General features: G+C 70.6%; 23 protein-coding genes. 7 read left to right on the forward strand and 16 right to left on the reverse strand.

Annotation, left to right across the window (positions count from 1 at the left end):
• Positions 1 to 18 precede the first annotated feature (18 nt).
• From QF037_RS17520 to QF037_RS17540, 5 genes are all read right to left on the reverse strand, one after another.
• On the reverse strand, positions 19 to 456 hold the full coding sequence (locus QF037_RS17520) for an ATP-binding protein (protein ID WP_307026321.1): 438 nt from the start codon (positions 454 to 456) through the stop codon (positions 19 to 21).
• Between the two features lie 192 nt (positions 457 to 648).
• Entirely contained in the window at positions 649 to 1,044 is a 396-nt protein-coding gene (locus QF037_RS17525) for a (deoxy)nucleoside triphosphate pyrophosphohydrolase (RefSeq protein WP_307026323.1), read from the reverse strand.
• Between the two features lie 30 nt (positions 1,045 to 1,074).
• Positions 1,075 to 1,269 carry an SPOR domain-containing protein gene (locus QF037_RS17530; RefSeq protein ID WP_307026324.1) on the reverse strand — a complete coding sequence of 65 codons (195 nt, stop codon included), beginning with the start codon at positions 1,267 to 1,269 and terminating at the stop codon, positions 1,075 to 1,077.
• 309 nt (positions 1,270 to 1,578) lie between these two features.
• Positions 1,579 to 2,331, reverse strand: a complete 753-nt coding sequence (locus tag QF037_RS17535) for a GntR family transcriptional regulator (RefSeq protein WP_307026326.1) — start codon at positions 2,329 to 2,331, stop codon at positions 1,579 to 1,581.
• A 147-nt stretch (positions 2,332 to 2,478) separates the two neighbouring features.
• Positions 2,479 to 3,633, reverse strand: coding sequence for a DUF4190 domain-containing protein (locus QF037_RS17540; RefSeq protein ID WP_307026328.1), 1,155 nt, complete (start codon positions 3,631 to 3,633; stop codon positions 2,479 to 2,481).
• A 90-nt stretch (positions 3,634 to 3,723) separates the two neighbouring features.
• Between QF037_RS17540 and QF037_RS17545 the strand changes: the two genes are divergently transcribed.
• Entirely contained in the window at positions 3,724 to 4,917 is a 1,194-nt protein-coding gene (locus tag QF037_RS17545; protein ID WP_307026330.1) for a serpin family protein, read from the forward strand.
• Between the two features lie 4 nt (positions 4,918 to 4,921).
• On the opposite strand, the gene QF037_RS17550 is transcribed toward QF037_RS17545, so the two are convergent.
• Complete coding sequence (locus QF037_RS17550; RefSeq protein WP_307026332.1) at positions 4,922 to 6,478, reverse strand: S8 family peptidase; 1,557 nt, start codon at positions 6,476 to 6,478, stop codon at positions 4,922 to 4,924.
• A 138-nt stretch (positions 6,479 to 6,616) separates the two neighbouring features.
• Here QF037_RS17550 and QF037_RS17555 point away from each other — a divergent pair, with 138 nt between their 5' ends.
• Positions 6,617 to 7,723 (forward strand): pyridoxal-phosphate dependent enzyme, encoded by a 1,107-nt coding sequence (locus tag QF037_RS17555; RefSeq protein WP_307026333.1) that lies wholly within the window; start codon positions 6,617 to 6,619, stop codon positions 7,721 to 7,723.
• Here QF037_RS17555 and QF037_RS17560 read toward each other — a convergent pair whose 3' ends face one another.
• Positions 7,724 to 8,164: a MarR family winged helix-turn-helix transcriptional regulator gene (locus QF037_RS17560; protein ID WP_307026335.1), complete on the reverse strand. Its 441-nt coding sequence runs from the start codon at positions 8,162 to 8,164 to the stop codon at positions 7,724 to 7,726.
• A gap of 128 nt (positions 8,165 to 8,292) precedes the next feature.
• Between QF037_RS17560 and QF037_RS17565 the strand changes: the two genes are divergently transcribed.
• Positions 8,293 to 9,264 carry an SMP-30/gluconolactonase/LRE family protein gene (locus QF037_RS17565; RefSeq protein ID WP_307026337.1) on the forward strand — a complete coding sequence of 324 codons (972 nt, stop codon included), beginning with the start codon at positions 8,293 to 8,295 and terminating at the stop codon, positions 9,262 to 9,264.
• Positions 9,265 to 9,280: 16 nt separating this feature from the next.
• Here QF037_RS17565 and QF037_RS17570 read toward each other — a convergent pair whose 3' ends face one another.
• Entirely contained in the window at positions 9,281 to 10,111 is an 831-nt protein-coding gene (locus QF037_RS17570; protein ID WP_307026338.1) for an oxidoreductase, read from the reverse strand.
• A gap of 82 nt (positions 10,112 to 10,193) precedes the next feature.
• On the opposite strand from QF037_RS17570, the gene QF037_RS17575 reads away from it, so the two are divergent.
• The 3 genes from QF037_RS17575 (at position 10,194) to QF037_RS17585 (ending at position 12,720) form a co-directional block, all read left to right on the forward strand.
• Entirely contained in the window at positions 10,194 to 11,099 is a 906-nt protein-coding gene (locus QF037_RS17575; RefSeq protein WP_307026340.1) for a LysR family transcriptional regulator, read from the forward strand.
• A 46-nt stretch (positions 11,100 to 11,145) separates the two neighbouring features.
• A complete protein-coding gene (locus tag QF037_RS17580; protein ID WP_307026341.1) occupies positions 11,146 to 12,054 on the forward strand; it encodes a phytoene/squalene synthase family protein in 909 nt (302 codons plus the stop codon).
• 84 nt (positions 12,055 to 12,138) lie between these two features.
• Positions 12,139 to 12,720 carry a Uma2 family endonuclease gene (locus QF037_RS17585; protein ID WP_307026343.1) on the forward strand — a complete coding sequence of 194 codons (582 nt, stop codon included), beginning with the start codon at positions 12,139 to 12,141 and terminating at the stop codon, positions 12,718 to 12,720.
• Between the two features lie 94 nt (positions 12,721 to 12,814).
• On the opposite strand, the gene QF037_RS17590 is transcribed toward QF037_RS17585, so the two are convergent.
• The 7 genes from QF037_RS17590 to ychF all read right to left on the reverse strand — a co-directional run bounded on the left by QF037_RS17590 (position 12,815) and on the right by ychF (position 18,721).
• Positions 12,815 to 13,891, reverse strand: a complete 1,077-nt coding sequence (locus QF037_RS17590) for an FkbM family methyltransferase (RefSeq protein ID WP_307026345.1) — start codon at positions 13,889 to 13,891, stop codon at positions 12,815 to 12,817.
• Positions 13,810 to 15,726, reverse strand: coding sequence for a stealth family protein (locus QF037_RS17595; RefSeq protein ID WP_307026347.1), 1,917 nt, complete (start codon positions 15,724 to 15,726; stop codon positions 13,810 to 13,812). Before QF037_RS17595 ends, QF037_RS17590 begins: the two co-directional genes overlap by 82 nt.
• A 728-nt stretch (positions 15,727 to 16,454) precedes the next feature.
• A complete protein-coding gene (locus tag QF037_RS17600) occupies positions 16,455 to 16,679 on the reverse strand; it encodes a hypothetical protein (protein ID WP_307026349.1) in 225 nt (74 codons plus the stop codon).
• Positions 16,658 to 16,852, reverse strand: coding sequence for a hypothetical protein (locus QF037_RS17605; RefSeq protein ID WP_307026351.1), 195 nt, complete (start codon positions 16,850 to 16,852; stop codon positions 16,658 to 16,660). Before QF037_RS17605 ends, QF037_RS17600 begins: the two co-directional genes overlap by 22 nt.
• A 54-nt stretch (positions 16,853 to 16,906) precedes the next feature.
• Positions 16,907 to 17,161: a Txe/YoeB family addiction module toxin gene (locus QF037_RS17610; protein WP_307026353.1), complete on the reverse strand. Its 255-nt coding sequence runs from the start codon at positions 17,159 to 17,161 to the stop codon at positions 16,907 to 16,909.
• Positions 17,158 to 17,439: a type II toxin-antitoxin system Phd/YefM family antitoxin gene (locus QF037_RS17615; RefSeq protein ID WP_307026355.1), complete on the reverse strand. Its 282-nt coding sequence runs from the start codon at positions 17,437 to 17,439 to the stop codon at positions 17,158 to 17,160. Before QF037_RS17615 ends, QF037_RS17610 begins: the two co-directional genes overlap by 4 nt.
• Before the next feature lie 193 nt (positions 17,440 to 17,632).
• The gene (ychF, locus tag QF037_RS17620) at positions 17,633 to 18,721 is read right to left on the reverse strand and encodes a redox-regulated ATPase YchF (protein WP_307026357.1); all 1,089 of its coding nucleotides are present in this window, start codon (positions 18,719 to 18,721) and stop codon (positions 17,633 to 17,635) included.
• Between the two features lie 168 nt (positions 18,722 to 18,889).
• Here ychF and QF037_RS17625 point away from each other — a divergent pair, with 168 nt between their 5' ends.
• On the forward strand, positions 18,890 to 19,420 hold the full coding sequence (locus QF037_RS17625; RefSeq protein ID WP_307026359.1) for a DUF6542 domain-containing protein: 531 nt from the start codon (positions 18,890 to 18,892) through the stop codon (positions 19,418 to 19,420).
• 1 nt (position 19,421) lies between these two features.
• On the opposite strand, the gene ppgK is transcribed toward QF037_RS17625, so the two are convergent.
• Positions 19,422 to 20,165, reverse strand: coding sequence for a polyphosphate--glucose phosphotransferase (gene ppgK / locus QF037_RS17630; RefSeq protein ID WP_307026361.1), 744 nt, complete (start codon positions 20,163 to 20,165; stop codon positions 19,422 to 19,424).
• Positions 20,166 to 20,172 lie beyond the last annotated feature (7 nt).

Genomic DNA, 20,172 nt, shown 5'->3' on the forward strand with positions numbered 1-20,172 from the left:
AGCCGGGGCGGCCCCGCCTCATCCCGGGACCGCGAGCTCGAACCACACCGTCTTGCCCGTCGCACCTGGTCTGGTGCCCCAGCGGCGCGAGGAGTGGGCGACCAGTTGCAGACCCCGGCCGCTCTCGTCCTCGGGGCGGGCGACCCGCTCCCGCGGCGGGTCCGGAAGCGGGTCGGAGACCTCGACCAGCAGGACGCCACCGAGGCCGGCGGGGCGGACGAGGCGGACTCCGATGGGGCCGGTGGCGTGCCGCAGCGCGTTGGTCACCAGCTCGCTGACCAGCAGGGTCGTGATGTCGGCCACGCTGTCGAGCTTCCAGTCGCACAGCCGGCCGCGGACGGCGGCGCGGGCGGCGCGTACGGCGCCGGGGTCCGCGGGGAAGGTCCAGTCGGCGCGGTCGCCCTCGGTGTCGATCACGCCGATCACTTCCCAGGCCACATCCATGTCCGGTTTCATCGGGTTAATGGGCACATACCCGATATTCAGGGCGTGGTACCGCCTGGGAGGGCGCGTTGTGGTGCGAACGGCGTAGCCGGGGGCGCCCCTATGAGGCTGGGGGTGCCTGTTGTGTGGCGGCTGCGGGTGCGTGGCGGCTTGTCGCGCCCCGCGGCGGAGCCGCTGATGTCACAGCCCCGCGCCCCCAGGTCGCTACAGTCGGCCCTCGACTTCACGGACCGCCTCCACGTCCTGGTCCAGCCAGGGCACGTCCCAGAGGTGCTCCCGTGTCAGCCAGCGCAGGTCGTCGTGGTCCTGGAGGGGCTTGGGGTCCGGTGAGGCCGGGAACAGTTTCGCTGTCCAGACCTGGAGGACGTACGGGGATCGCAGGGGCCACTCCCCCGGGATTCGCTCCCCCACCTCCACCTCTACGCCCAGTTCCTCCCGTAGCTCGCGCGCCAGCGCCGCCTGTGGGGTTTCGCCCGGTTCGACCTTGCCGCCGGGGAGTTCCCAGCGGCCGGCCAGTTCGGGGGGTGCGCTGCGGCGGGCGGCGAGGAGGTGGTCGGCGTCAAGCAGGGCTGCGCCCACCACCACGATCGGTTCCGTCATGTGCCGGAGCCTACGGGAGGCGTCGATCGGTCAGTTCGCCGTCGCGGTGCTGCCGTTCTGGCCGATGCGTTCGACCCAGTACAGCTGCTTGTGGCCGCGGCCGTCGAGGCTGTCCGCGATCTTCTGCGCCTCGGCCCGGGTGGCATAGCGGCCCACGCGATAGCGATTGCCGTTGTCGTCCTGCCGTATGACGAGCCAGGGAAGAGTGATCGTGCCGTCGTTCATCGCGCCCCACCGCCCCTTCCCGCTCGCGGTTCTCGCCCTACCCCGCCCGTTGAGGAAACCGCAATCCGCATATGCCTGAGCCTACGCCTAACCTTTACGGAGCGAACACGGATTCTCACAAAGAGGTACGCAACCAGCCAGAACGCAGGGGGCGTGCGATGCCGAACGCGCCGTGCGCGCGCAGGAATGCATCCGGTCAGAGCGGTGTGCGCACGCCCGGGGCCACCTGCGAGAACGGCCAGATTCCAACGCCGCTCGCATGGGCCCCGATGGGACGGGTACTGGTGGCAACTGCCGTAGCGGCGTGCGCTACTTCACCGGAAGGTGGTAGGCGACCCGGTAGCGGTCCGCCGGGATGACCACGTCGGCCGTCTCCACAGGGCGGCCGGAGGCGTAGAACGTGCGGTGGACGACCACGACGACATGGCCGGGGACGCCGCCCAGCGCGAGGAGTTCCTCGGCGAGACCGGGGCGGGCGCCGACCTCCTCGGTGACGTTGTCCACGATCACGTCGATGGCGGCCATGCGCTCGACGACGCCCATGCCGCCCAGCGGGCCCTCCTCGGGCAGCATCACGGGGGTGCGGCCGGTGACGGCGAGGGGCTCCCAGGAGGTGGAGAGCATCATCGGCTCGCCGTTGTCCCGGTAGACGTACTTGGTGCACATCACGCGGTCGCCCGGCCGGATGGCGAGCCGCTCGGCGACGGCGACGCTCGCCTCGGCCTGCGCACTGCGGGACTCCCAGGTGCCGCGCGTCTCGAGGTCGGCCTGCTCCTGCCGGAAGGGCGTGGCCCCGCCGTCCGGACGGAAGCCGGAGCGGGCCACCCGACGGGGCACCGGGCGCTCGCGCACATACGTCCCGGAGCCGGAGCGGCCCTCGACCAGCCCCTCGGCCATCAGCACCTTGCGCGCCTCCAGGGCGACGGTGTCCGAGACGCCGTACTCCTCGCGGATTCTGGCCTGGGAGGGCAGTCGGGTGTGCGGTGGCAGCGACCCGTCGGCGATCTTCTTGCGGAGATCGCCCGCGACGCGCAGATACGCCGGCTGCTCACCGAATGTCACTGGCCGCTCCCATCAGGTTGTACAGACAGCAACAGCCTGGCAACCGTGGGTTCCGCCATGCAAGCAAAGGCCAGAGAATCACTCGATGTAGTGACATGTGCCCGCCTCGGGCTTTACGCAGGCACTTTCTCCCCGCTATGGCGGCGATCACACATCAAGTCCCCCGGCACCCCCGCCGCCGCTCCCGCTGTCGTCGCCCTCGTCGTACGTCGGCGCCGTGGTGGCCAGGCCCAGAGCTTTGCGGGCGGTGACGGTGGACTTGCCGTCGATGAAGTCGTAGCCGGCGTCATAGTGCTCGTAGTACGTGTCGACGTCCTCCGCGTCCGCCGCCTTCGCCCACTCCTTGCGGGCGTCCTTCATGTCCTTCACGAAGTCGGCGACGGGCTGCGCGGCCTCGGCGGACCAGGAGCGGCCGCCCAGTGCCTCGGACTGCTCGCCGAGCGCGGTGTCGACGTCGGCGGCCCAGTCCGTGTTCGCCGGGAGGTCGTCCTCGGCGTAGTCCTCGGGCTCCTCGTAGAGCACCGTGTCCAGGGCGTTGGCCGCCTTGAGGAAGGCCAGCTGGTCGGCGTCGAGGGTCGTCTCGTCGTTGCGCAGCGAGCCGGTCAGGTTCTTGTCCTCGTCGACGTTGCCGAACAGGCAGGTGATCTCGCGGTCCCCGAAGGCCCAGCTGTCCTCGGACGGCACCAGGTAGTAGACGTCCACGTCCTCCGGTACGGCCCAGGCGTCCATGGCGTACGTCTCCTGGAGCGCGTAGCACTTGTCGTCGGCGGTGTCCTCGACCGCGCTGTCGCCCGGGAAGTCGCCGCCGGGGAGCTTGACGACGGCGAACACCTCACCCTGGTGCGCCTGGGCGCAGGGCACTTCGTCGACGTCGTAGGTCTCGCCCGTCAGGGCATCGGTGCCCGAGTCGAAGCAGTCGCCCTTCTTGAGCGAGTAGGCGCTGCCCTCGCCGCTCGCGGCGTCCTTGAAGCCGTCCCAGAAGTCGGCGGCGGCGCCGGTGGTGAGCGACAGGGTCCACAGGACGAGGCCCACCGAGGACAGCACGGAACCCGCGACCGCCATGCCCTTGCCGCGCTCGCCCTTCCTCTTGATCTGGCTCAGCGCGATGAGCCCCAGGACCAGTCCGACGGCCGGCAGGAAGCAGAGGATGCCGAGGACCAGGGCGGCGATGGCGAGGCCGTTGACGGGCACGGGCTGCGCGTATCCGCCGTAGCCGTAGCCCCAGGGGCCGGGCGGGGCGTAGGGGCCCGACGGGTACGGCCCTTGGGGCTGATGGGGGCCGGGAGGGGGTGGTATGGACACGGGTACCGTGCTCCTGGTTCGGGCTGGGGGTTCTCGGGAGAACTCACGTGCGACTTGGCGCATGGTAAGCGCGGGGTGAGTGGGGGCGGAATGGCGGTCACGAATGCGACGATCCGGGCGGTCAACGACCTGACCTCGCGATGGGCGGGGGCGTCAAAGGGCGGGACGGTCTTCTCGGCGGCCGGGGTATGGCCCCTGCTCGCCTTCCTGGCGGACGGAGCGGCGGGCAGGGCGCGGGAGGAGCTGGCGGAGGCTCTGGGTGTCCCGGCGGGGCGGGCGGCCGTCGCGGCGCGGGAGTTGCTGACGACCATGGCCGCCGTCGTGGGGCTGGACTCGGCGGTCGGGCTGTGGACCCGGCGGTTCGTGGAGCTCCGGGAGGAGTGGGCGGCGGGGTTGCCGGCCGAGGCGCACGGTGTGCTCACCGGCGACCTCGACGCCGATCGGGAGGCCCTGGACGCCTGGGCCGCCAAGCACACCGGCGGGGCGATCGGGCGGCTGCCGGTGACGCTGGGGCCGGACTCCTCGCTGGTGCTGGCGACCGCCCTGGCGTTGCGGACGGACTGGGAGGTGCCGTTCGAGGGCGAGCTGGTGCCGTGGTGCGGTCGGGACCGGGCCGGGCTCAGCCGGACCGACCCGGACCTGGACGGTGTGGCGGTGGCGCGGACGGCGGTCGGGGCGGTGACCGAGGCGCGGGTGCGGGGGACCGACGGCGTCGATGTGCATCTGCTGCTCGGCGACGAGGAGTTGACACCCGGGCAGGTGCTCGGCGCCGGAGTGGACATCCTGGCGGGCGCGGTGCCGGCCGTACCCGGGAGCCGTCTGCCGCTCGGCGCGGCCGGGCCCGGGCTCAGGGTCGAGACGGTCCGCACCGCGCGCCCCGAGCCGCCGAGCCTCACGCTCAGCACCGTCGGGTTCACGCTCGACGCGGATCACGACCTGCTGGCGCACCCCGGGCTGTTCGGTCTGGCCACGGCGTCCGACCGCGCCCCCGGCCACTTCCCCGGCATCACCCCGGCGCCGCTCGCGCTCGCGGAGGGACGGCACTCGGCGACGGCCACGTTCGGCGCGGAGGGGTTCCGGGCGGCGGCCGTGACCGCGTACGCCATGGACTGGATGGGGTGGGAGCCCGAGCCGGAGCACGAGTCCAGGCGGGCCTACGCCGGCTTCGACCGCCCCTTCGGCTTCCTCGCCGTCCACCGCGACACACGGCTCGTCCTCGCGGCGGGCTGGGTCACCGACCCGGAGCCCGTCCGCGAGGACGATCGTCGACCGAGGGGCCGTTGACGTACTAGAACTGCAGCGCCCAGGCGTCGATCCGCCCGGTGTCCTGCGCCGCGTTGTCACTGACTCCCAGCCGCCACGTGCCGGCCGCGACCTCGGAGGAGGCGTTCACGGAGTACGTGGTGTCGACGTTGTCCGCGCTGCCGCCGGTGCCGTACGCCTTGAGGGTGTACGCCGTGCCGTCGGGGGCGATCAGCTGGACCTGGAGGTCGCCGATGTACGTGTGGACGATGTGCACCTCGACGGCCAGGGCCGAGGGCGCGTTGCCCGTGACGCCGGAGACGGTCACCGGGGACTCGGCGGTGGAGTTGTCGGCGATCGCGTAGTCCGCGGTGTTCTCGAAGCGCGGTCCCGGCGGGGTGACGGTGCCTCCGGGGACGTTCAGGAGACGGTTGGGTGACCCGGTGCCGGGGCTGGTGACGACGCCGGTGGAGGCGAGGCCCACCAGGGCGGAGGAGACCTGCGCGGGCGTCGAGGCCGGGTTGGCCGCCAGGTACAGCGCCGCCGCGCCCGCCACGTGCGGGGTCGCCATCGACGTACCGGAGATGGTGTTCGTGGCGGAGTCGCTGGTGTTCCACGTCGAGGTGATGGACGAACCGGGGGCGAACAGGTCGAGGACCGTGCCGTAGTTGGAGTAGCTCGCCCTGGCGTCGGTCGAGGTGGTGGCGCCGACCGTGATGGCCTCGGTCACGCGGGCGGGCGACCGGGTGGAGGCGTTGGTCGTCTCGTTGCCGGCCGCGACGGCGAAGGTGACGCCGGAGGCGACGGCATTGCGGACGGCGGTGTCCAGGGCGGTGTCGGCGGTGCCGCCGAGGGACATGTTGGCGACGGCCGGCTTGACCGCGTTCCGGGCGACCCAGTCGATGCCGGCGACGACCTGGGCGGTGGTGCCGGAGCCGGAGTTGTCGAGGACGCGGACGCCGACGATGCTCGCCTTCTTGGCGACGCCGTAGGCGGTTCCGGCGACCGTGCCGGCGACGTGGGTGCCGTGGCCGTTGCCGTCCTGGGCGGTGTTGTCGTTGTCGATGGCGTCGTAGCCGTAGCGGGCCCTGCCGCCGAAGTCGCTGTGGGTGATGCGGACGCCCGTGTCGATGATGTACGCCGTGACACCCGTGCCGGCCGAGTCCGGGTAGGTGTACGAGCTGTTCAGCGGGAGCGTCTTCTGGTCGATGCGGTCCAGGCCCCAGGACGGCGGGTTGGTCTGGGTCGCCGCGATGCCGAAGGTGCGGTTCTGGACCACGGAGGCGACGGCCGGGTCGGCGGCGAGACGTTTCGCCTCGGACGCGGAGGCCTCGATCGCATAGCCGTTGAGCACCTTGGTGTAGGTGCGCTCGATGTCGGCGCCGTACTGCCTGGCCACCGCCTTGCCCTGGGCCGAGCCCGACTTGGTGCCCACCTTCAGGGTCACGATGTAGCTGTCGGCCACGGCGTTCGCCGCGCCCTCGTACTGGACACGACCCTCGGGAGCGGCCGTGGCCGGGAGGGCGGAGACGAGGCTCGCGGTGAGTGCGGCGGTCATCGCCGCGCCGAGCACCGCACATCTTCGGTGACGCATCGCTGCCATCTGAGGGATCCTCCTCGATCGCTGGTGCGCTGATATGTTCATGTCAATTTGCTGTGGGGTTGCTGTGCGCCCGCCGAAAGATTGATGCCTCCACAGGAATTGCACAAGGGCCCTGCGGGGCCCATCTACGCTGCACACATGACCCCACTGCCGGACTGTTACTGCCCCGTCGACGGCACCCGCGTCCCCGGCGGTTCGCTCGTCTGGTGCTGCCCGGTCTGCCACGGCCCCCTCGACCTCGACTTCCACCCCACCCCGGCGTCGCTCAAGTCCCTCACCGGGCGGGCGAATTCCCTGTGGCGGTACGCCGAGACACTCCCGCTCGCGACCCCCTCGGTCTCCCTCGGCGAGGGCCGCACCCCGCTGGTCCCCCTGCGCGACGGAGTCTCGGCCAAACTGGACTTCCTGATGCCGACGCTGTCCTTCAAGGACCGGGGCGCGGTGCTGCTCGCCGAGCTGGCGCTGCGCCTGGAGCCGCGCCGGGTGGTCGCGGACAGCAGCGGCAACGCGGGCACGGCCATTGCCGCGTACTGCGCCCGGGCGCGACTGCCCTGCACGGTGTACGTCCCCGAGGGCACGTCGGCGAAGAAGCTGGAGCAGATCGGGGCGCACGGGGCCCGCCTGGAGGTGGTCGCCGGTGACCGGGAGGCGGCCGCGGCGGCGGCCCGGGAGGCGGCGGACTCGGCGGGCACCTTCTACGCCTCCCATGTCTTCAACCCGTACTTCCTGCACGGCACGAAGACCTACGTCCATGAACTCTGGGAGGACCTCGGCGGCCGTCTCCCGGACGTCCTCGTCCTTCCCGTCGGCAACGGCACGCTGCTGCTGGGCGCCGCCCTGGCCGTCGCCGAGCTGCACGGCGCCGGGCTGATCGACCGCCGGCCCGCCCTGTACGCGGTCCAGGCGGCGGCGGTGGCCCCGCTTGCCCGGGCCTGGCAGCAGGGGGCCGAGGACCTCGTCGGCACGACCGCGGCGGCGCCGACGCTCGCCGAGGGCATCGCGATCCCCCGGCCGCCGCGTGCCCGGCAGATCCTGCGGGCGGTGCGGGAGTCCGGGGGCATCTTCGTGACGGTGACCGAGGACCAGATCCGGCACGCCCAGCGGGACCTGGCCTCGACAGGGCTGTTCGTCGAGTCGACGGGGGTGGCGTGCTGGGCGGCCGTGCGGGAGGGGGTGCTCGGGGAGCGGAGCGGGGTGGTGCCGCTGTGCGGGGCGGGGATGAAGTCGGGGCTGGCTGAGGCCTAGTTACGGCCGCTCCTTTTCCAGGAGCTCGACGCACCGCCCCAACAGCCCCGCCAGGGCCTCGCGTTCCTCGTCCGTGAACTCGGCGGCCAGGGCCCGCTCCACCCGTACGGCACGGGCGTCCGCGTCGGTCATGACGGCGCGGCCCTCGTCGGTGAGCCGGGTCTCCAGGACGTTGCGGTGCCACTCGTGGGGAGTGCGCTCGATGAGGGCGCGGTCCTGGAGGTTCTTCAGGACGGTGTTCATCGTCGGGGGTGTGACCCCGCACAGCCGGGCCAGGGCCGCGGCCGAGATCCCGGGGTTCTCGGAGAGGACGAGCAGCGCCGCGTACTGCGCGACGGTCAGGCCCGCCGGCTTCAAGACCGCGGTCTTCGTCGCGTTGAGAGCCTGTTCGGCCCGCTTGATGTGGGAGCCGAGGCGCTCGGAGGCGGGCATGGACGTCATCTGCGCATGGTAGCGGCCTCGACCATCGACGAGCCCTCACTCATTCATTAATGCATTGACGATGATTAGGACTCTAATCTACGTTCATACCCATCAGTCAGTGAGTAGCCGAACCGAGAGGCTCCGCCGTGTCCCGTACGACGCCCCGCCGCACCTTCCTGACCAGCGCCGCCGCCCTCACCGCCACCGCAACCCTCCCCGCGACGCCCGCCGCGGCCGCACCCAGGATCACCACCGCCTTCGAACTGCCCGGCGACCGCGTCTACCCCGAGGGCATCGCCGTCGACCCGCGCACGGACGACGTGTACGTCGGCTCGTACGGCACCGGCACCGTGTACCGGGCGACACCCGGCCGCCGTAGGGCCGAGGTCTTCCTGCCCGCCGGAACCGACGGCCGGACCACCGCCAACGGCATCAAGGCCGACCGCGCGGGCCGGCTGTGGGTCACCGACTCGACGGCCGGGGTCGATGTGTACGACATCCGCAGCCGTGCCCTGCTGGCCCGCTTCGCACCGCCCGGTGGCACCCCGTTCCTGATCAACGACCTGGTGATCACCGCGGACGGCACGGCCTATGTGACCGACAGCTTCCGGCCACTGGTGTACCGCGTCACCCCGGCCGACCTGGACCGTGCCCGCGGCGGCCGGGCGACGCTGAGCCCGTACGCCGATGTGAGCGGGGTCGGCGTACCGCGCGACGCGTACACCCTGAACGGCATCGCGACCGACGGGCGGCACCTGTTCGTCGTCGACATGGTCGTGGGCGACCTGTTCCGGGTGGACCTGGCCACCGGTGCCGTACGCCAAGTCGCTCTGCGCGGCGGGGACATGACCCACGGGGACGGGCTGGAGCTGGTCGGCGGCACGCTGTGGGTCGCGCACAACGCGTCGAACACGCTCAGCAGGTGGCGGCTGGGCCGGGGGGCCGGATCGGCCCGGCTGGAGCAGCGGTTCACCGATCCCGCGCTGCAGATCCCGACCACGCTGGTGCACAGCCGGGGGCAACTGCTGGTCGTGCGCGCCCAGTTCGACAAGGGCGGGCCGTTCGGGCCGGGGGTGCCGCAGACCCCGTTCACGGTGGCTCGGGTGGACGGGATCTGAGGGGCCGCTCGGGCGGTCAGTCGTCGAAGCCGGTCGCCCGGGTGGTCTTCTCCCACGCCGTGACGTCCTCGCGGACCTGGTCGAGGTGGCCCAGGACCGCCGTGACGCCGTCGTCGCCGAGCGGGAGGCGCAGGGGCGTGCGCTCCGCCTGGAGGGCGGCCAGGATCACCGCGGCCGCCTTGGCCGGGTCGCCGGGCTGCGAGCCGTCACCGCCGGCGACGAAGCCACGGGTGCCGCTGACCTTGGCGTACACCCCGCTGTCCGCGCTCGCGCCGGCCCGGTCCGCCTCGAACAGCGAGGTCCGGAAAGCACCCGGCTCCACGATCAGCACCTTGATGCCGAACTCCTCGACCTCGTCGGCGAGCGCCTCGGACATGCCCTCCAGGGCGAACTTCGTTCCGCTGTAGGCGCCGAAGCCCGCGAAGGACATCTGCCCGCCCACGCTGCTCATCTGCACGATCGCCCCGGAACGGCGCTCCCGCATCGACGGCAGCACCGCCCGCACGAGCGCCGCGGGCCCGAAGACGTGCACGTCGAACAGCGCGCGCAGCTCGTCCTCGCCGGTCTCCTCGAAGGCGCCGACATGGGTGCGGCCCGCGTTGTTGACGAGGACGTCGATCCGCCCGTGCCGCGCCACCACGTCCCGCACCGCCGCCTCGGCGGCCGCCGTGTCGGCGACGTCCAGGCGCAGCGCCTCCACCTGGTCGGGGTGGGCGGCCACGAGTTCGTCCAGCGCCTCGGGCCGGCGGACGGCACCCACGACGACGTCGCCGTCGGCGAGGGCCGCCTGCGCGATCTCCCGCCCGAATCCGCTGCTCGCGCCCGTGATCAGCCAGACCTTGTTCATCTCGATCCCCTTCATCCGAGTGGTTCGTGAACCACCTTGCTGCGAAAGTCCGTTGCCCGTCCAAGACCCACGGTGATAACCGATGGCTATGACAACGGACGTGCATCTGAGGGATCTGCGCTACTTCCTCGCGGTGGCCGAGGACCTGCACTTCACGCGTGCGGCCGAACGGCTGTATGTGTCTCAGCCCAGCCTGAGCAAGCAAGTGCGAGCTCTGGAGCGGCAGTTGGGTGTCGAGCTGTTCCGCCGCGACCGGCACGGCGTGGCGCTCACCGGGGCGGGCGAGGCGCTGCTGCCGCATGCCCGGCGGGTGCTGGCCGACTGGGTGGAGGGCGCGGCGGCGGTGGCGGCGGCCCGCTCGGCCCAGCGCAGCACGCTGGTCGTGGGGATGAGCACCAGCCCGGGCCGCGGCGGACTGCTGCCGGCGATCCGGTCCCGTTTCACCGCGGGCCATCCGGACGCGGCACTGCGGGTGCGCCAGGTGAGCTGGGAGGACCCCACCGCGGGCCTGGCGGACGGGGACGCGGACGTCGCGTTCGTCTGGCTGCCTCTGCCGGACGCCGACCGCTACGCGTGGACGGTGGTCGCCGAGGAACCCCGCCTGATCGCCCTCCCGGAGACCCACCCCCTGGCGTCCCGCCCGGAACTCGACTTCGCCGACCTCGCCGACGAACCGTTCCTCGCCCTCCCCGAGAGCGCGGGCCCCCTGCGTGACCACTGGCTCGCCCTCGACGAACGCGCCGGCCGCCCGGCCCGCGTCGGCGCGGAGATCGCCGGCACGGAGGAGACGTACGAGGCCCTGGTCGCCGGCCTCGGCATCTGCCTGGTCGCCGAGGGCAACGCCCCGCTGATCACGCTGGGCGGAGTGGTGACGCGGGCGGTGCGCGGGGTGAGCCCGAGCCGGTATGTCCTCGCCTGGCGGGAGGGGGACCGCAGACCGCTGGTACGGGCGTACGCGGAGGCGTGCCGGTCGGTCGCGGGAGTCTGACAGGGCGGCTGCTTCGCGGCGCGCCGGGGCTGTCTACGATCGCCGCATGAGCGCGTGGAAGAGGGCCCTGGACGCGGCGGGGATCCGGGAGCCGGAGCTGCGGAGCGACTACGACGCCCAGCGGCGGCTGGTGGCGCGCGAGCGGCGCAGTTCGTATCTCGCGGCCCGGGTGCTGCTGCCGCGGCCGATGCTGCCGCACGTGATGGCCGCGACAGCCGTGATGCACCACGGGGACGACCTCCTGGACACCGGCCCGAAGCACCTGCGGGTGGCGGCGTGGGCGTCCTGGGAGCAGCGGGTGCGCGAGGCGCTGGAGAAGGGCGTGGCCGACGATCCGCCGATCCGCGCGTTCCTGCACACCGTGACCGCGTATCCGCGGCTCTGGGAGGTGACGGAGGAATATCTGGCCACCGCCACAGCCGAGTTGGAGTTCACCGGTTTCACGACGGAGGCCGACTTCCAGGCCTATGTGGACGCCTACTCGCTGCCCGCTTACCTGCTGGTCGGCACCTTGCTGGGGCCGGAGACCGACGACGGACGGTACCGGGCGCTGTCCCGGACCCTCATCGAGGGCAGCCAGCGGCTGGACTTCGTCAACGACCTCGCCGAGGACCTCCCGGAAGGCCGCCTCGGCATCCCGGACGAGACCCTGCGGCGCTACTCGCTCACGCTGGAGGACCTCACGGCGGGCCGAGCCTCACCAGGCCTGCGCGACCTGGTGCACGACCAGGTCGACACCGCCCGGACCGCCCTGAAGGCGGCACGCGAACTGCCCGCCCTGGCGGCGCCCCCGGGCCGGGCGCTGCTGAGCGCGGTGATCGAGATCGAACTCCTGACCGCGGACGCGGTGTCGGCGCGCGGAACGGGGCTGCTGCACGGCTCCGCGAGCCCGCCGCTGCCGGGCACGCTGAAGGTGCTGCGGAACGCCCGCAGGCTGCGCCGAACGACGTCCTGACCGGGAGCTCCCGACGACGTGAAGGCGGTCGCCCCCGTTGACGATCTCGTGGCCCGGACCCCGTCGAGTCGCTACGGTTGAGCCATGACCGCACTGCCCGACTGGATGCGCCCGCCGCGCGCGGAAGGCTGGTTCGCGGAGGACCTGGACCGCCTCCCCGAGGCACCCCGCCATACCGAGCTGATCGACGGAGCTCTCGTCTTCATGCTGTCGCCCCAGCGAGCCTGGCACGGCCGCCTCGTCACTGCCCTGACCACCACGCTGATGGCGCAGGCGCCAGCCGGTTTCGAGGTCGAGCGGGAGATGACGATCCGCCTCGATGACCGAAGCCGCCCCGAGCCAGACCTGTTGCTCACGGACCTGCCCTACGACCCCAACCGCACCTGGTACGCCCCCGAGGACGTGAAACTCGTCATCGAGGTCGTCTCCCCCGAGTCCGCCCACCGCGACCGCACGGTCAAGCTCCGCAAGTACGCGGAGGCGGGCATCCCGCACTACTGGTGCGTCGAGGACGAGGACGGGGCGCCCGTCGTCCACGTCTACGAACTCGACGAACCGACCGGCCGCTACGCACCCGGGGGTATCTTCCGGGGCACCCTGGAGCGCCCCGTGCCTTTCGAGATCAGCCTGGATCTCGACAAGCTCACCCCGCCGAGCGGGAAGTAGAAGTCGTACGGGAACGCGGAGGGGGCCGGGCTCACCAGAGCCCGGCCCCCTCCGTCACGGCTGATCAGACGTTGAAGCGGAAATCAGCACAGAATCAGCACGGTTCGAACAAGGCGGCATCGAACGGTTCATCACCTACGCGGCGTTCGGACAGTCGCACGCGCTCGGCCCTCGGGACTGGTGACGTCGCATGTTCAAGTGTCGCGCATTCGCAGTGCACGAATGACCAGTCGTCACGCGGAGTGAACGTTGTGCGCCGCAGATACGGGGCGTTCCAGCCGCGGGGGAAGGAGGCACCGGCGGGGACCATCAGGTTGGTGCGCTCGTCGCACGCCAGGATGGCCCTGAGCCAGGTGCGTACCGCGAGGTGGAAGTCGTACGTGAGCGGCGCGGGCGCAAGCAGCCAGTCGCGGCACTGACTGCCCACATGCCGACGGTAGTCGCCGCGGTTTCTGCCGGGCCACGGGCTCTCCGGCTGGAGGAGATGCAGTCCGTATCCCAGCTCGGTGAGCACATCCAAGGCCCGGCCCAAGGCGTCATGGTCGGAGCCGGGCAGGATCTCCAGCACGATCCAGGGCCGGTGCCGGCGCACCGTCTCCAGCGCGCCCGCCAGCACCTGGCCCTCCAGCGTCTCCACATCGATCTTGATGAGGTGGGGCCGGGCCGACCGTTCCTCGGTGAACGCGTCCAGCGTGGTGACCGGCACGCTCACCGTCTCGGTGTGCTTGCGATGCGCGGCGTTGAGGGAGTTGGAGGATTCGGCCTTCAGGGACAGACAGAGCTCGGCGGTGCCCGGCGTGTCGGAGACCGCCGAGGTGATCAGCTCGAAGCCGAGGCCGTTGTGCCGGCGGATGTCCCCACAGATGCGTGCCGTGTCCGGTGTCGGTTCGAAGGCGTGCACCGACAGCCGGTGGCCGTACACCGCGTCGATCAGTGCCGCGTAGAGCCCGATGTGGGCGCCGACGTCGTACACCGCGCTGCCCGGCGGCGCCTGCTGCGCCAGAGCCAGCAGCGTCGCCTGGGTCACGGGCTCGTACCCCGCCAGGCCCGATCGGCGCAGCTGCCGCTGTACGGCGGTCTGCTTGCGGCTCAGGACGTTGAGCGCGCGTGGGTAGGAGCCGTCGGCCTCGAGGACGCCGGGATGGTGAGGGAGCCTGATGGCGAGGGGCATGGCAGGGAGAGCGCTTCCTTGTGGTCGGGCTGGTGCTCGAAGGGACTGGGGGCGGGGAAGTAGCCGTCCAGAAAGTGCTGTACGAGTGCCACATCGGTGTGGCGCTCGGCGTCGCAGGTCACCGTGTCGTTGAGGCAGAAGGCGACATTCGATCTGGAGGCCAGCAGACGGCTCAGCCGCGGGGCGATGCCGGGCTGGGAGATGTCGATGTAGTCGTAACGGATGCTGCCGGGCACGGCCCGGCCCGTGTGGAATGCGTAGTAGTGGTGCAGCGAGTTGGTGATCGAGATGTCGTCCGGGCTGCGGAAGGCGTGGGCGGCGGTGCGCCGGTGTTCGTCCGCGAAGACCTGTTCGATCTCCGCGAGCACACTGCGCCGCAGCGCGCACGGTGTGTGCTTCATCTTCTGGGTGATGCTGCTGCCGAAGCGTGCCTGAAGGAGCCGGCGGTTGGTGAGGCCCGCGGCGGAGACCGGTACGTCGTCCGCGCCCGCGCTTCCGACGGGCGGCAGCAACGCCTTCGAGAGGAAGAACTTGCTGATGCCGTTGGCCAGGAAGAACTGCTGCGGCACCGTGGGGCGCCCGAGGAAGACGTCGTCGTTGAAGTAGAGGAACTGCTCGGCGAGCCCCTCGATGTGATGCAGCTGGCTCTCGATGGCGTGCGAGTTGAACGTCGGGAGGACGGCAGGGTCGGTGAAGATCTCCCGGTGGTCGACGACCGTGAGCCGGGGATGTCCGGTGTCCAGCCAAGCGGGCACCTGCTGGTCGGTGACGAGGTAGACATGCCGGATCCAGGGGGCGTACATGTGCAGCGAGCGCAGCGAATAGCGCAGCTCGTCACGGCTGAGATAGCGGGCCGCGTTGGCGGCCTGCGGGTGGTACGGCTCCCCCACGACCGTCGCGCGGCGCCGCTGCCATTCGGGGTCGGAGCCGTCGACCCAGGTGTACACGGCGTCGATGGGGAAGTGGATGTCGTCGGGCACCGGCTCGGCGAACTCGCGCCGGGTGCGTACGGTGGCGGGCTGCGGCCGGGTGTGCTCGGACGCGAGTCGGGTGAAGCGGCGACCGGGGACCTCGACCGTGGGCGCCTCCCGGCAGACGCGCTCGCAGGTACGGTTGCGGCGCGGCGCCACGAGTTCGGCGCCCCCCTCGGACGGTCGCCAGACCTCGATGTCGCAGCCGTAGCCCGCACCGAGCACCATGCCGGGTGCGGCGGCGTCGGCCAGATAGCAGAAGACGCGGATGACCTGCCGGCCGGCGGCACGGTGCCAGGAACGCCGGGAGCCGACCGGTTCGGCGCGCCGGTCCCGGGCCCGCTCGGATCCACCCGTCCGCGTGAGGTAGGCCGGCACGTCCGCGCCCATGGCGACCAGTGCGCTTTCGGCTGCCGCCCGGTCTTCGGAGCTGATCCCCACGGCGGAGGAGGTGCTCGCGGCATTGCGTACGACGAAGTGCTCCACGCCCGCCTTTTCCAGCGTGCTCAGCACCAGTCGCAGATTGTGCTCCCGGGCCAGAAGGGGCGTCACGCCCTCCTGCAACAGGGCGATTCGGGCCCCTCCGGCGGTCCGTACGGGAACCCGTTCGCCGTCCCGCAGCAGTCCCAGGCGCTTCAGGCGCGCGCAGAGCCGGCGGTGCCGCGCCTCGCGCACCAAGGCCGCCGGTCTCTCCAGCCGCTGCCGCAGCCTCTCCCACTGCTCCGCACCGAACCAGGCCCGCACGGCCCTGCGCATCCGCAGGGGCAGCAGCCTCCGATAGGTCCTGAGCATCACGGACGGCGGTGCAGCCTGAAGCTGCGCGGCGCGGCGCGCATCGGCCTGCGCCGGGAGTTTGACGGTCATGGCACACCCCTGGTCTGTGTCGTCCAGGTGTCTATGCACTTGCCCGCCGGGCGAATATCAGATATGGGCGGAAACAGCCTGATTGTCCTAATGCCTCAGCCTCACGCGGCAGGCCGGTCGGCGTACAAGAGACGCGATCTTGTCTGAGGCACCGATGCCCACGAGGTGATCCGTGCTGCCTCCCCTTTCTACTACCGGCACCAAGCCGACAACGCGATCCTCGTCCTGCAATCACCCAACTAGTTGTGGCCCGACAACCCGGCCCATCCTGGCCTTCCAGCCATACCCGACCGAACCAGCAACGGCTCAGCAACCGGAAACCCCGCCCGGATTCAACTACCGGACGGAAATGCCGTGACCTGCACAAACACTGCGCCCCATCTCGCGAACCCAGCCCTTGACGTTCTTGACTTTGGTGGGCCTGTGGCCGAGTGAGCGGGAAACCTCGTGAATGGGATGCCGTTCGCGAGCGCCGTCGAGGCGAAGAAGTCCCGCAGAGGCGCGGCGTGCACTTCGCCCGGCCCTGGCTGTCCACCAGCCCCGCAGCCATGGGCGCCTTCTTGAACTGGTGACCGTACGTCGAAATGGCGACGCCCGGAACCCGTACGGCGCTGCCGCAGAGTCCGCACTATGCGGCGCAGGCTGGCGTGCCGCCACCGGTACAGCGGCGGCGCGTCAGTCGGCGCCGTGTGGCGACACGTCTCCGGTGGGCCCTGTTCAGTGCTCGGTCAGCGAAGGGCGTCGTTGGTGCGGGCGGTCCAGATCGCCAGGGCGGCGAGGAGGGCGCAGGCTCCGCCGAGCCACAGCACACCCTGGAGGGTGAGCGTGTCGACGATGACGCCGCCGACCAGCGCGCCGAGGCCGATGGACAGGTTGAGCACCGCCACCCACAGCGAAGAGGCCGTTTCCTCCGCCCGCGGGGCGGCCTTGATCATCCAGGTCTGGGGGCCCACGGAACACCGCCGTAGGAGAGACCCCAGACGATCAGCAGGATGGCGCCGCCGACCGGGGTCTGGCCCAGCAGCAGGAAGAGCGGCATCGCGACCGCCAGGGCCACGGAGATGATCAGCACGGTCCGGTGCACCTGACGGGAGAGCGCCGAGCCGGCGACGAAGTTGCCGATCATGCCGGCCACGCCGAACCCGAACAGCAGCGGACCGCCGTAGCGCTCGTTGATCGGTCAGTAGTGGTAACGAGCCGCGAGGATGACGATCTCCTTGTCGGTCACCAGGTAGACGAGGCGCTGCTCATCGTCGATCCGCCGGGACCACGCTCCGGGCAAGTGGTACTTCAGCGGCTCGGGCTTGCCGATACCGGTGAAAGGATCCCGCCTGACGTCCTCAATGAGCTTGTTGATCCGCACCAGCATCTTACGGTCGTTCTTGAGCCAGGACGTGTAGTCCTCCCAGCCCTGATCCTCAAAGGCAAGCCTCACGCAGTACCCGCAGCAGGGTCCACCGCATCCGGATCGATCAGCTCGCGCTCCGACACGTTGATGTTGGCCAGGGCGTTCTCATATGCCTTGAGCAGCCGACGAGCGTTCACCGGAGAGCGCAGGAGGTATGAGCCCTCGCGCAGCGCCGCGTAGTCCTCCGCCGAGACGAGCACGGCGTTGCCGTGCTTGGAGACGATCTCGATGGCCTCGTGATCGTCGTTGACCTTCTTGATCAGCGGAAAGAGAGCCTTGCGGGCTTCGCTCGCAGTTATCGACATGGATTGACTCCCTCTACCAAGTGGTACCGAATAACGTACCGCTAATGGCCGCCTGAAGCGAAGCCAAACGAGTGACAACCCGTCAGGAATCCCAGCACCATCCCAGCACGGGAAAGAGCCAGGGGCCCGACTTCGACGAGTCGAACCCCTCTGACCTGCGCATTTAATAAATGCTGACGTGGTGGATTTGCGCCTAAACGTTGAAGCGGAACTCCACGACGTCCCCGTCCTGCATGACGTACTCCTTGCCCTCCATGCGCGCCTTGCCCTTGGCGCGGGCCTCGGCGACCGAGCCGGTCTCGACGAGGTCGGCGAAGGAGATGACCTCCGCCTTGATGAAGCCCTTCTGGAAGTCGGTGTGGATCACGCCGGCGGCCTCGGGAGCGGTGGCGCCCTTCTTGATCGTCCAGGCGCGGGATTCCTTGGGGCCTGCCGTGAGGTAGGTCTGGAGGCCGAGGGTGTCGAAGCCGACGCGGGCCAGCGTCGCCAGGCCGGGCTCCTCGGCGCCGACGGACTCCAGGAGCTCCATGGCGTCCTCCTCGTCGAGCTCGGCGAGGTCCTGCTCCAGCTTGGCGTTGAGGAAGATCGCCTCGGCGGGGGCGACCAGGGCGCGCTGCTCGTCCTTGAAGGTCTCGTCGACCAGCTCGTCCTCGTCCACGTTGAAGACGTAGAGGAAGGGCTTGGTCGTCAGGAGGTGCAGGTCGTGGAGGAGTTCCTCGTTGCCCGAGCCCTGGACGATGCCCGCCGAGAACAGCGTGTCGCCCTTCTCCAGGATCTCCTTCGCGGCCTCGACCGCCGCCACCTTCGGTGCGATGTCCTTCTTGATCCGCGACTCCTTCTGGAGGCGCGGGAGGACCTTCTCGATGGTCTGGAGGTCGGCGAGGATCAGCTCGGTGTTGATCGTCTCGATGTCGTCCTTGGGCGAGACCTTGCCGTCGACATGGACGACGTTCTCGTCCTTGAAGGCGCGGATGACCTGGCAGATCGCGTCGGACTCACGGATGTTCGCGAGGAACTTGTTGCCCAGGCCCTCACCCTCCGACGCGCCCTTCACGATGCCCGCGATGTCCACGAAATCGACGGTCGCCGGGAGGATCTTCTGCGAGGAGAAGATTTCGGCCAGTTTCGTCAGCCGCGCGTCCGGGACGCCCACGACACCGACATTGGGCTCGATCGTGGCGAACGGGTAGTTGGCCGCGAGCACGTCGTTCTTGGTCAGGGCGTTGAACAGGGTCGACTTGCCGACATTCGGCAGACCGACGATTCCGATCGTGAGCGACACGTTGCGACTTCCCGTACGTGAGAGGAGAGGACTGAGGGCTGGGGCCGATCCACCAGTCTACGGCGTACCGGGCCCCGCCCCCTTCGAGGCGTCGAACACTTGGCCAAGGTCGATCCCTCGGCGTGTCTGAAGGGCGATTCTGCATATAAACCGTCCTAAGTTGGTCCGGTGGAGCAACACAGGACGCGACCCCCGCACATCCGAGCACGACGCGAGACGCCATCCCTGCCCCCGCAGGCGGCCCGCGGCGGGCGCCGTCCGGCGGCCGTACGGCGGCCCGCTCCCCCGGTCGTGCAGGCGGTGCGGCGCTTCCCCAACCCCCGGCTCACCGGGCTCGGGGGTGGTCTGTTCTGCATCGCGGTGATGGTGGTGCTCGGCTGTCTCGACGCACTGACATTCGATTCGCTGACGCTGTACGGCGTGCTGTTCCTGCCGGTGTGCGTGCTGACGGCCGTCTGGGTGCGGCGCAACGACCTGGTCACCGCACCCATCGTGGTGCCGATCGCCTTCGCCGCGGGCCTCGTGCCCGTCGCCCAGGGAGGCGACGGGTTCGGCGCCCGGCTGATGGGCCTCGTGACGGCCCTCGCCACCGAGGCCGGATGGCTCTACGGCGGGACGCTCCTCGCCGGTCTGATCGTGACCGTACGGAAGATCCGGCTGATGAACCGCCGGCGGCAGGCGAACCGCCGGCCCGCGTGAGCTACTCCTGCGCCGCCCGCATCGCCGCCCCCACGATCCCCGCGTTGTTCTGCAGCTGCGCCGGGACGATCTCCGCCTTGATGCCCTCGATGTAGTGCAGGAACTTCTGGGACTTGCGGCTGACGCCGCCGCCGATGATGAAGAGCTCGGGCGAGAAGAGCATCTCGACATGGGCGAGGTACTTCTGGACGCGGCTCGCCCAGTGCTCCCACGTCAGCTCGCCGTCCTCCTTGGCCTTGCTGGAGGCGCGCGTCTCCGCGTCGTGCCCGTGCAGCTCCAGGTGGCCCAGCTCGGTGTTGGGGACCAGGACGCCGTTGACGAACAGGGCGCTGCCGATGCCGGTGCCGAAGGTCAGCAGGACGACGGTGCCCTTGCGTCCGTGACCGGCGCCGAACTCCATCTCGGCGACTCCCGCCGCGTCCGCGTCGTTGACCACCGTCACCGGCAGGCCGCCGAGCCGCTCGCTGAACAACGCGCGCGCGTCCGTGTCGATCCAGTCCTTGTCGACATTGGCCGCCGTACGGATCGTGGCCCCGCCGGTGACCACGCCCGGGAAGGTCAGCCCGACCGGCCCCGACCAGCCGAAGTGGTCGATGACCTCCTTCACACCGTCCGCCACCGCGTCCGGCGTCGCCGGGTGCGGGGTGAGCACCTTGCAGCGCTCCTGGGCGAGGTCGCCTCTGGCCAGGTCCACCGGGGCGCCCTTGATCCCGGATCCGCCGATGTCCACACCGAAGATCTGCATGGCCCTA

It is taken from the genome of Streptomyces canus, from assembly GCF_030815415.1.
GTDB lineage: Bacteria > Actinomycetota > Actinomycetes > Streptomycetales > Streptomycetaceae > Streptomyces > Streptomyces canus_F.

Coding starts and splice junctions, on each gene's coding strand:
- QF037_RS17520 (WP_307026321.1), bottom strand. CDS start 456: ATGAAACCGGACATGGATGTGGCCTGGGAAGTGATCGGCGTGATCGAC.
- QF037_RS17525 (WP_307026323.1), bottom strand. CDS start 1,044: ATGACGGAACCGATCGTGGTGGTGGGCGCAGCCCTGCTTGACGCCGAC.
- QF037_RS17530 (WP_307026324.1), bottom strand. CDS start 1,269: ATGAACGACGGCACGATCACTCTTCCCTGGCTCGTCATACGGCAGGAC.
- QF037_RS17545 (WP_307026330.1), top strand. CDS start 3,724: ATGGCGGTCACGAATGCGACGATCCGGGCGGTCAACGACCTGACCTCG.
- QF037_RS17550 (WP_307026332.1), bottom strand. CDS start 6,478: ATGGCAGCGATGCGTCACCGAAGATGTGCGGTGCTCGGCGCGGCGATG.
- QF037_RS17555 (WP_307026333.1), top strand. CDS start 6,617: ATGACCCCACTGCCGGACTGTTACTGCCCCGTCGACGGCACCCGCGTC.
- QF037_RS17560 (WP_307026335.1), bottom strand. CDS start 8,164: ATGACGTCCATGCCCGCCTCCGAGCGCCTCGGCTCCCACATCAAGCGG.
- QF037_RS17570 (WP_307026338.1), bottom strand. CDS start 10,111: ATGAACAAGGTCTGGCTGATCACGGGCGCGAGCAGCGGATTCGGGCGG.
- QF037_RS17575 (WP_307026340.1), top strand. CDS start 10,194: ATGGCTATGACAACGGACGTGCATCTGAGGGATCTGCGCTACTTCCTC.
- QF037_RS17580 (WP_307026341.1), top strand. CDS start 11,146: ATGAGCGCGTGGAAGAGGGCCCTGGACGCGGCGGGGATCCGGGAGCCG.
- QF037_RS17585 (WP_307026343.1), top strand. CDS start 12,139: ATGACCGCACTGCCCGACTGGATGCGCCCGCCGCGCGCGGAAGGCTGG.
- QF037_RS17590 (WP_307026345.1), bottom strand. CDS start 13,891: ATGCCCCTCGCCATCAGGCTCCCTCACCATCCCGGCGTCCTCGAGGCC.
- QF037_RS17595 (WP_307026347.1), bottom strand. CDS start 15,726: ATGACCGTCAAACTCCCGGCGCAGGCCGATGCGCGCCGCGCCGCGCAG.
- QF037_RS17605 (WP_307026351.1), bottom strand. CDS start 16,852: ATGATCGGCAACTTCGTCGCCGGCTCGGCGCTCTCCCGTCAGGTGCAC.
- QF037_RS17615 (WP_307026355.1), bottom strand. CDS start 17,439: ATGTCGATAACTGCGAGCGAAGCCCGCAAGGCTCTCTTTCCGCTGATC.
- ppgK (WP_307026361.1), bottom strand. CDS start 20,165: ATGCAGATCTTCGGTGTGGACATCGGCGGATCCGGGATCAAGGGCGCC.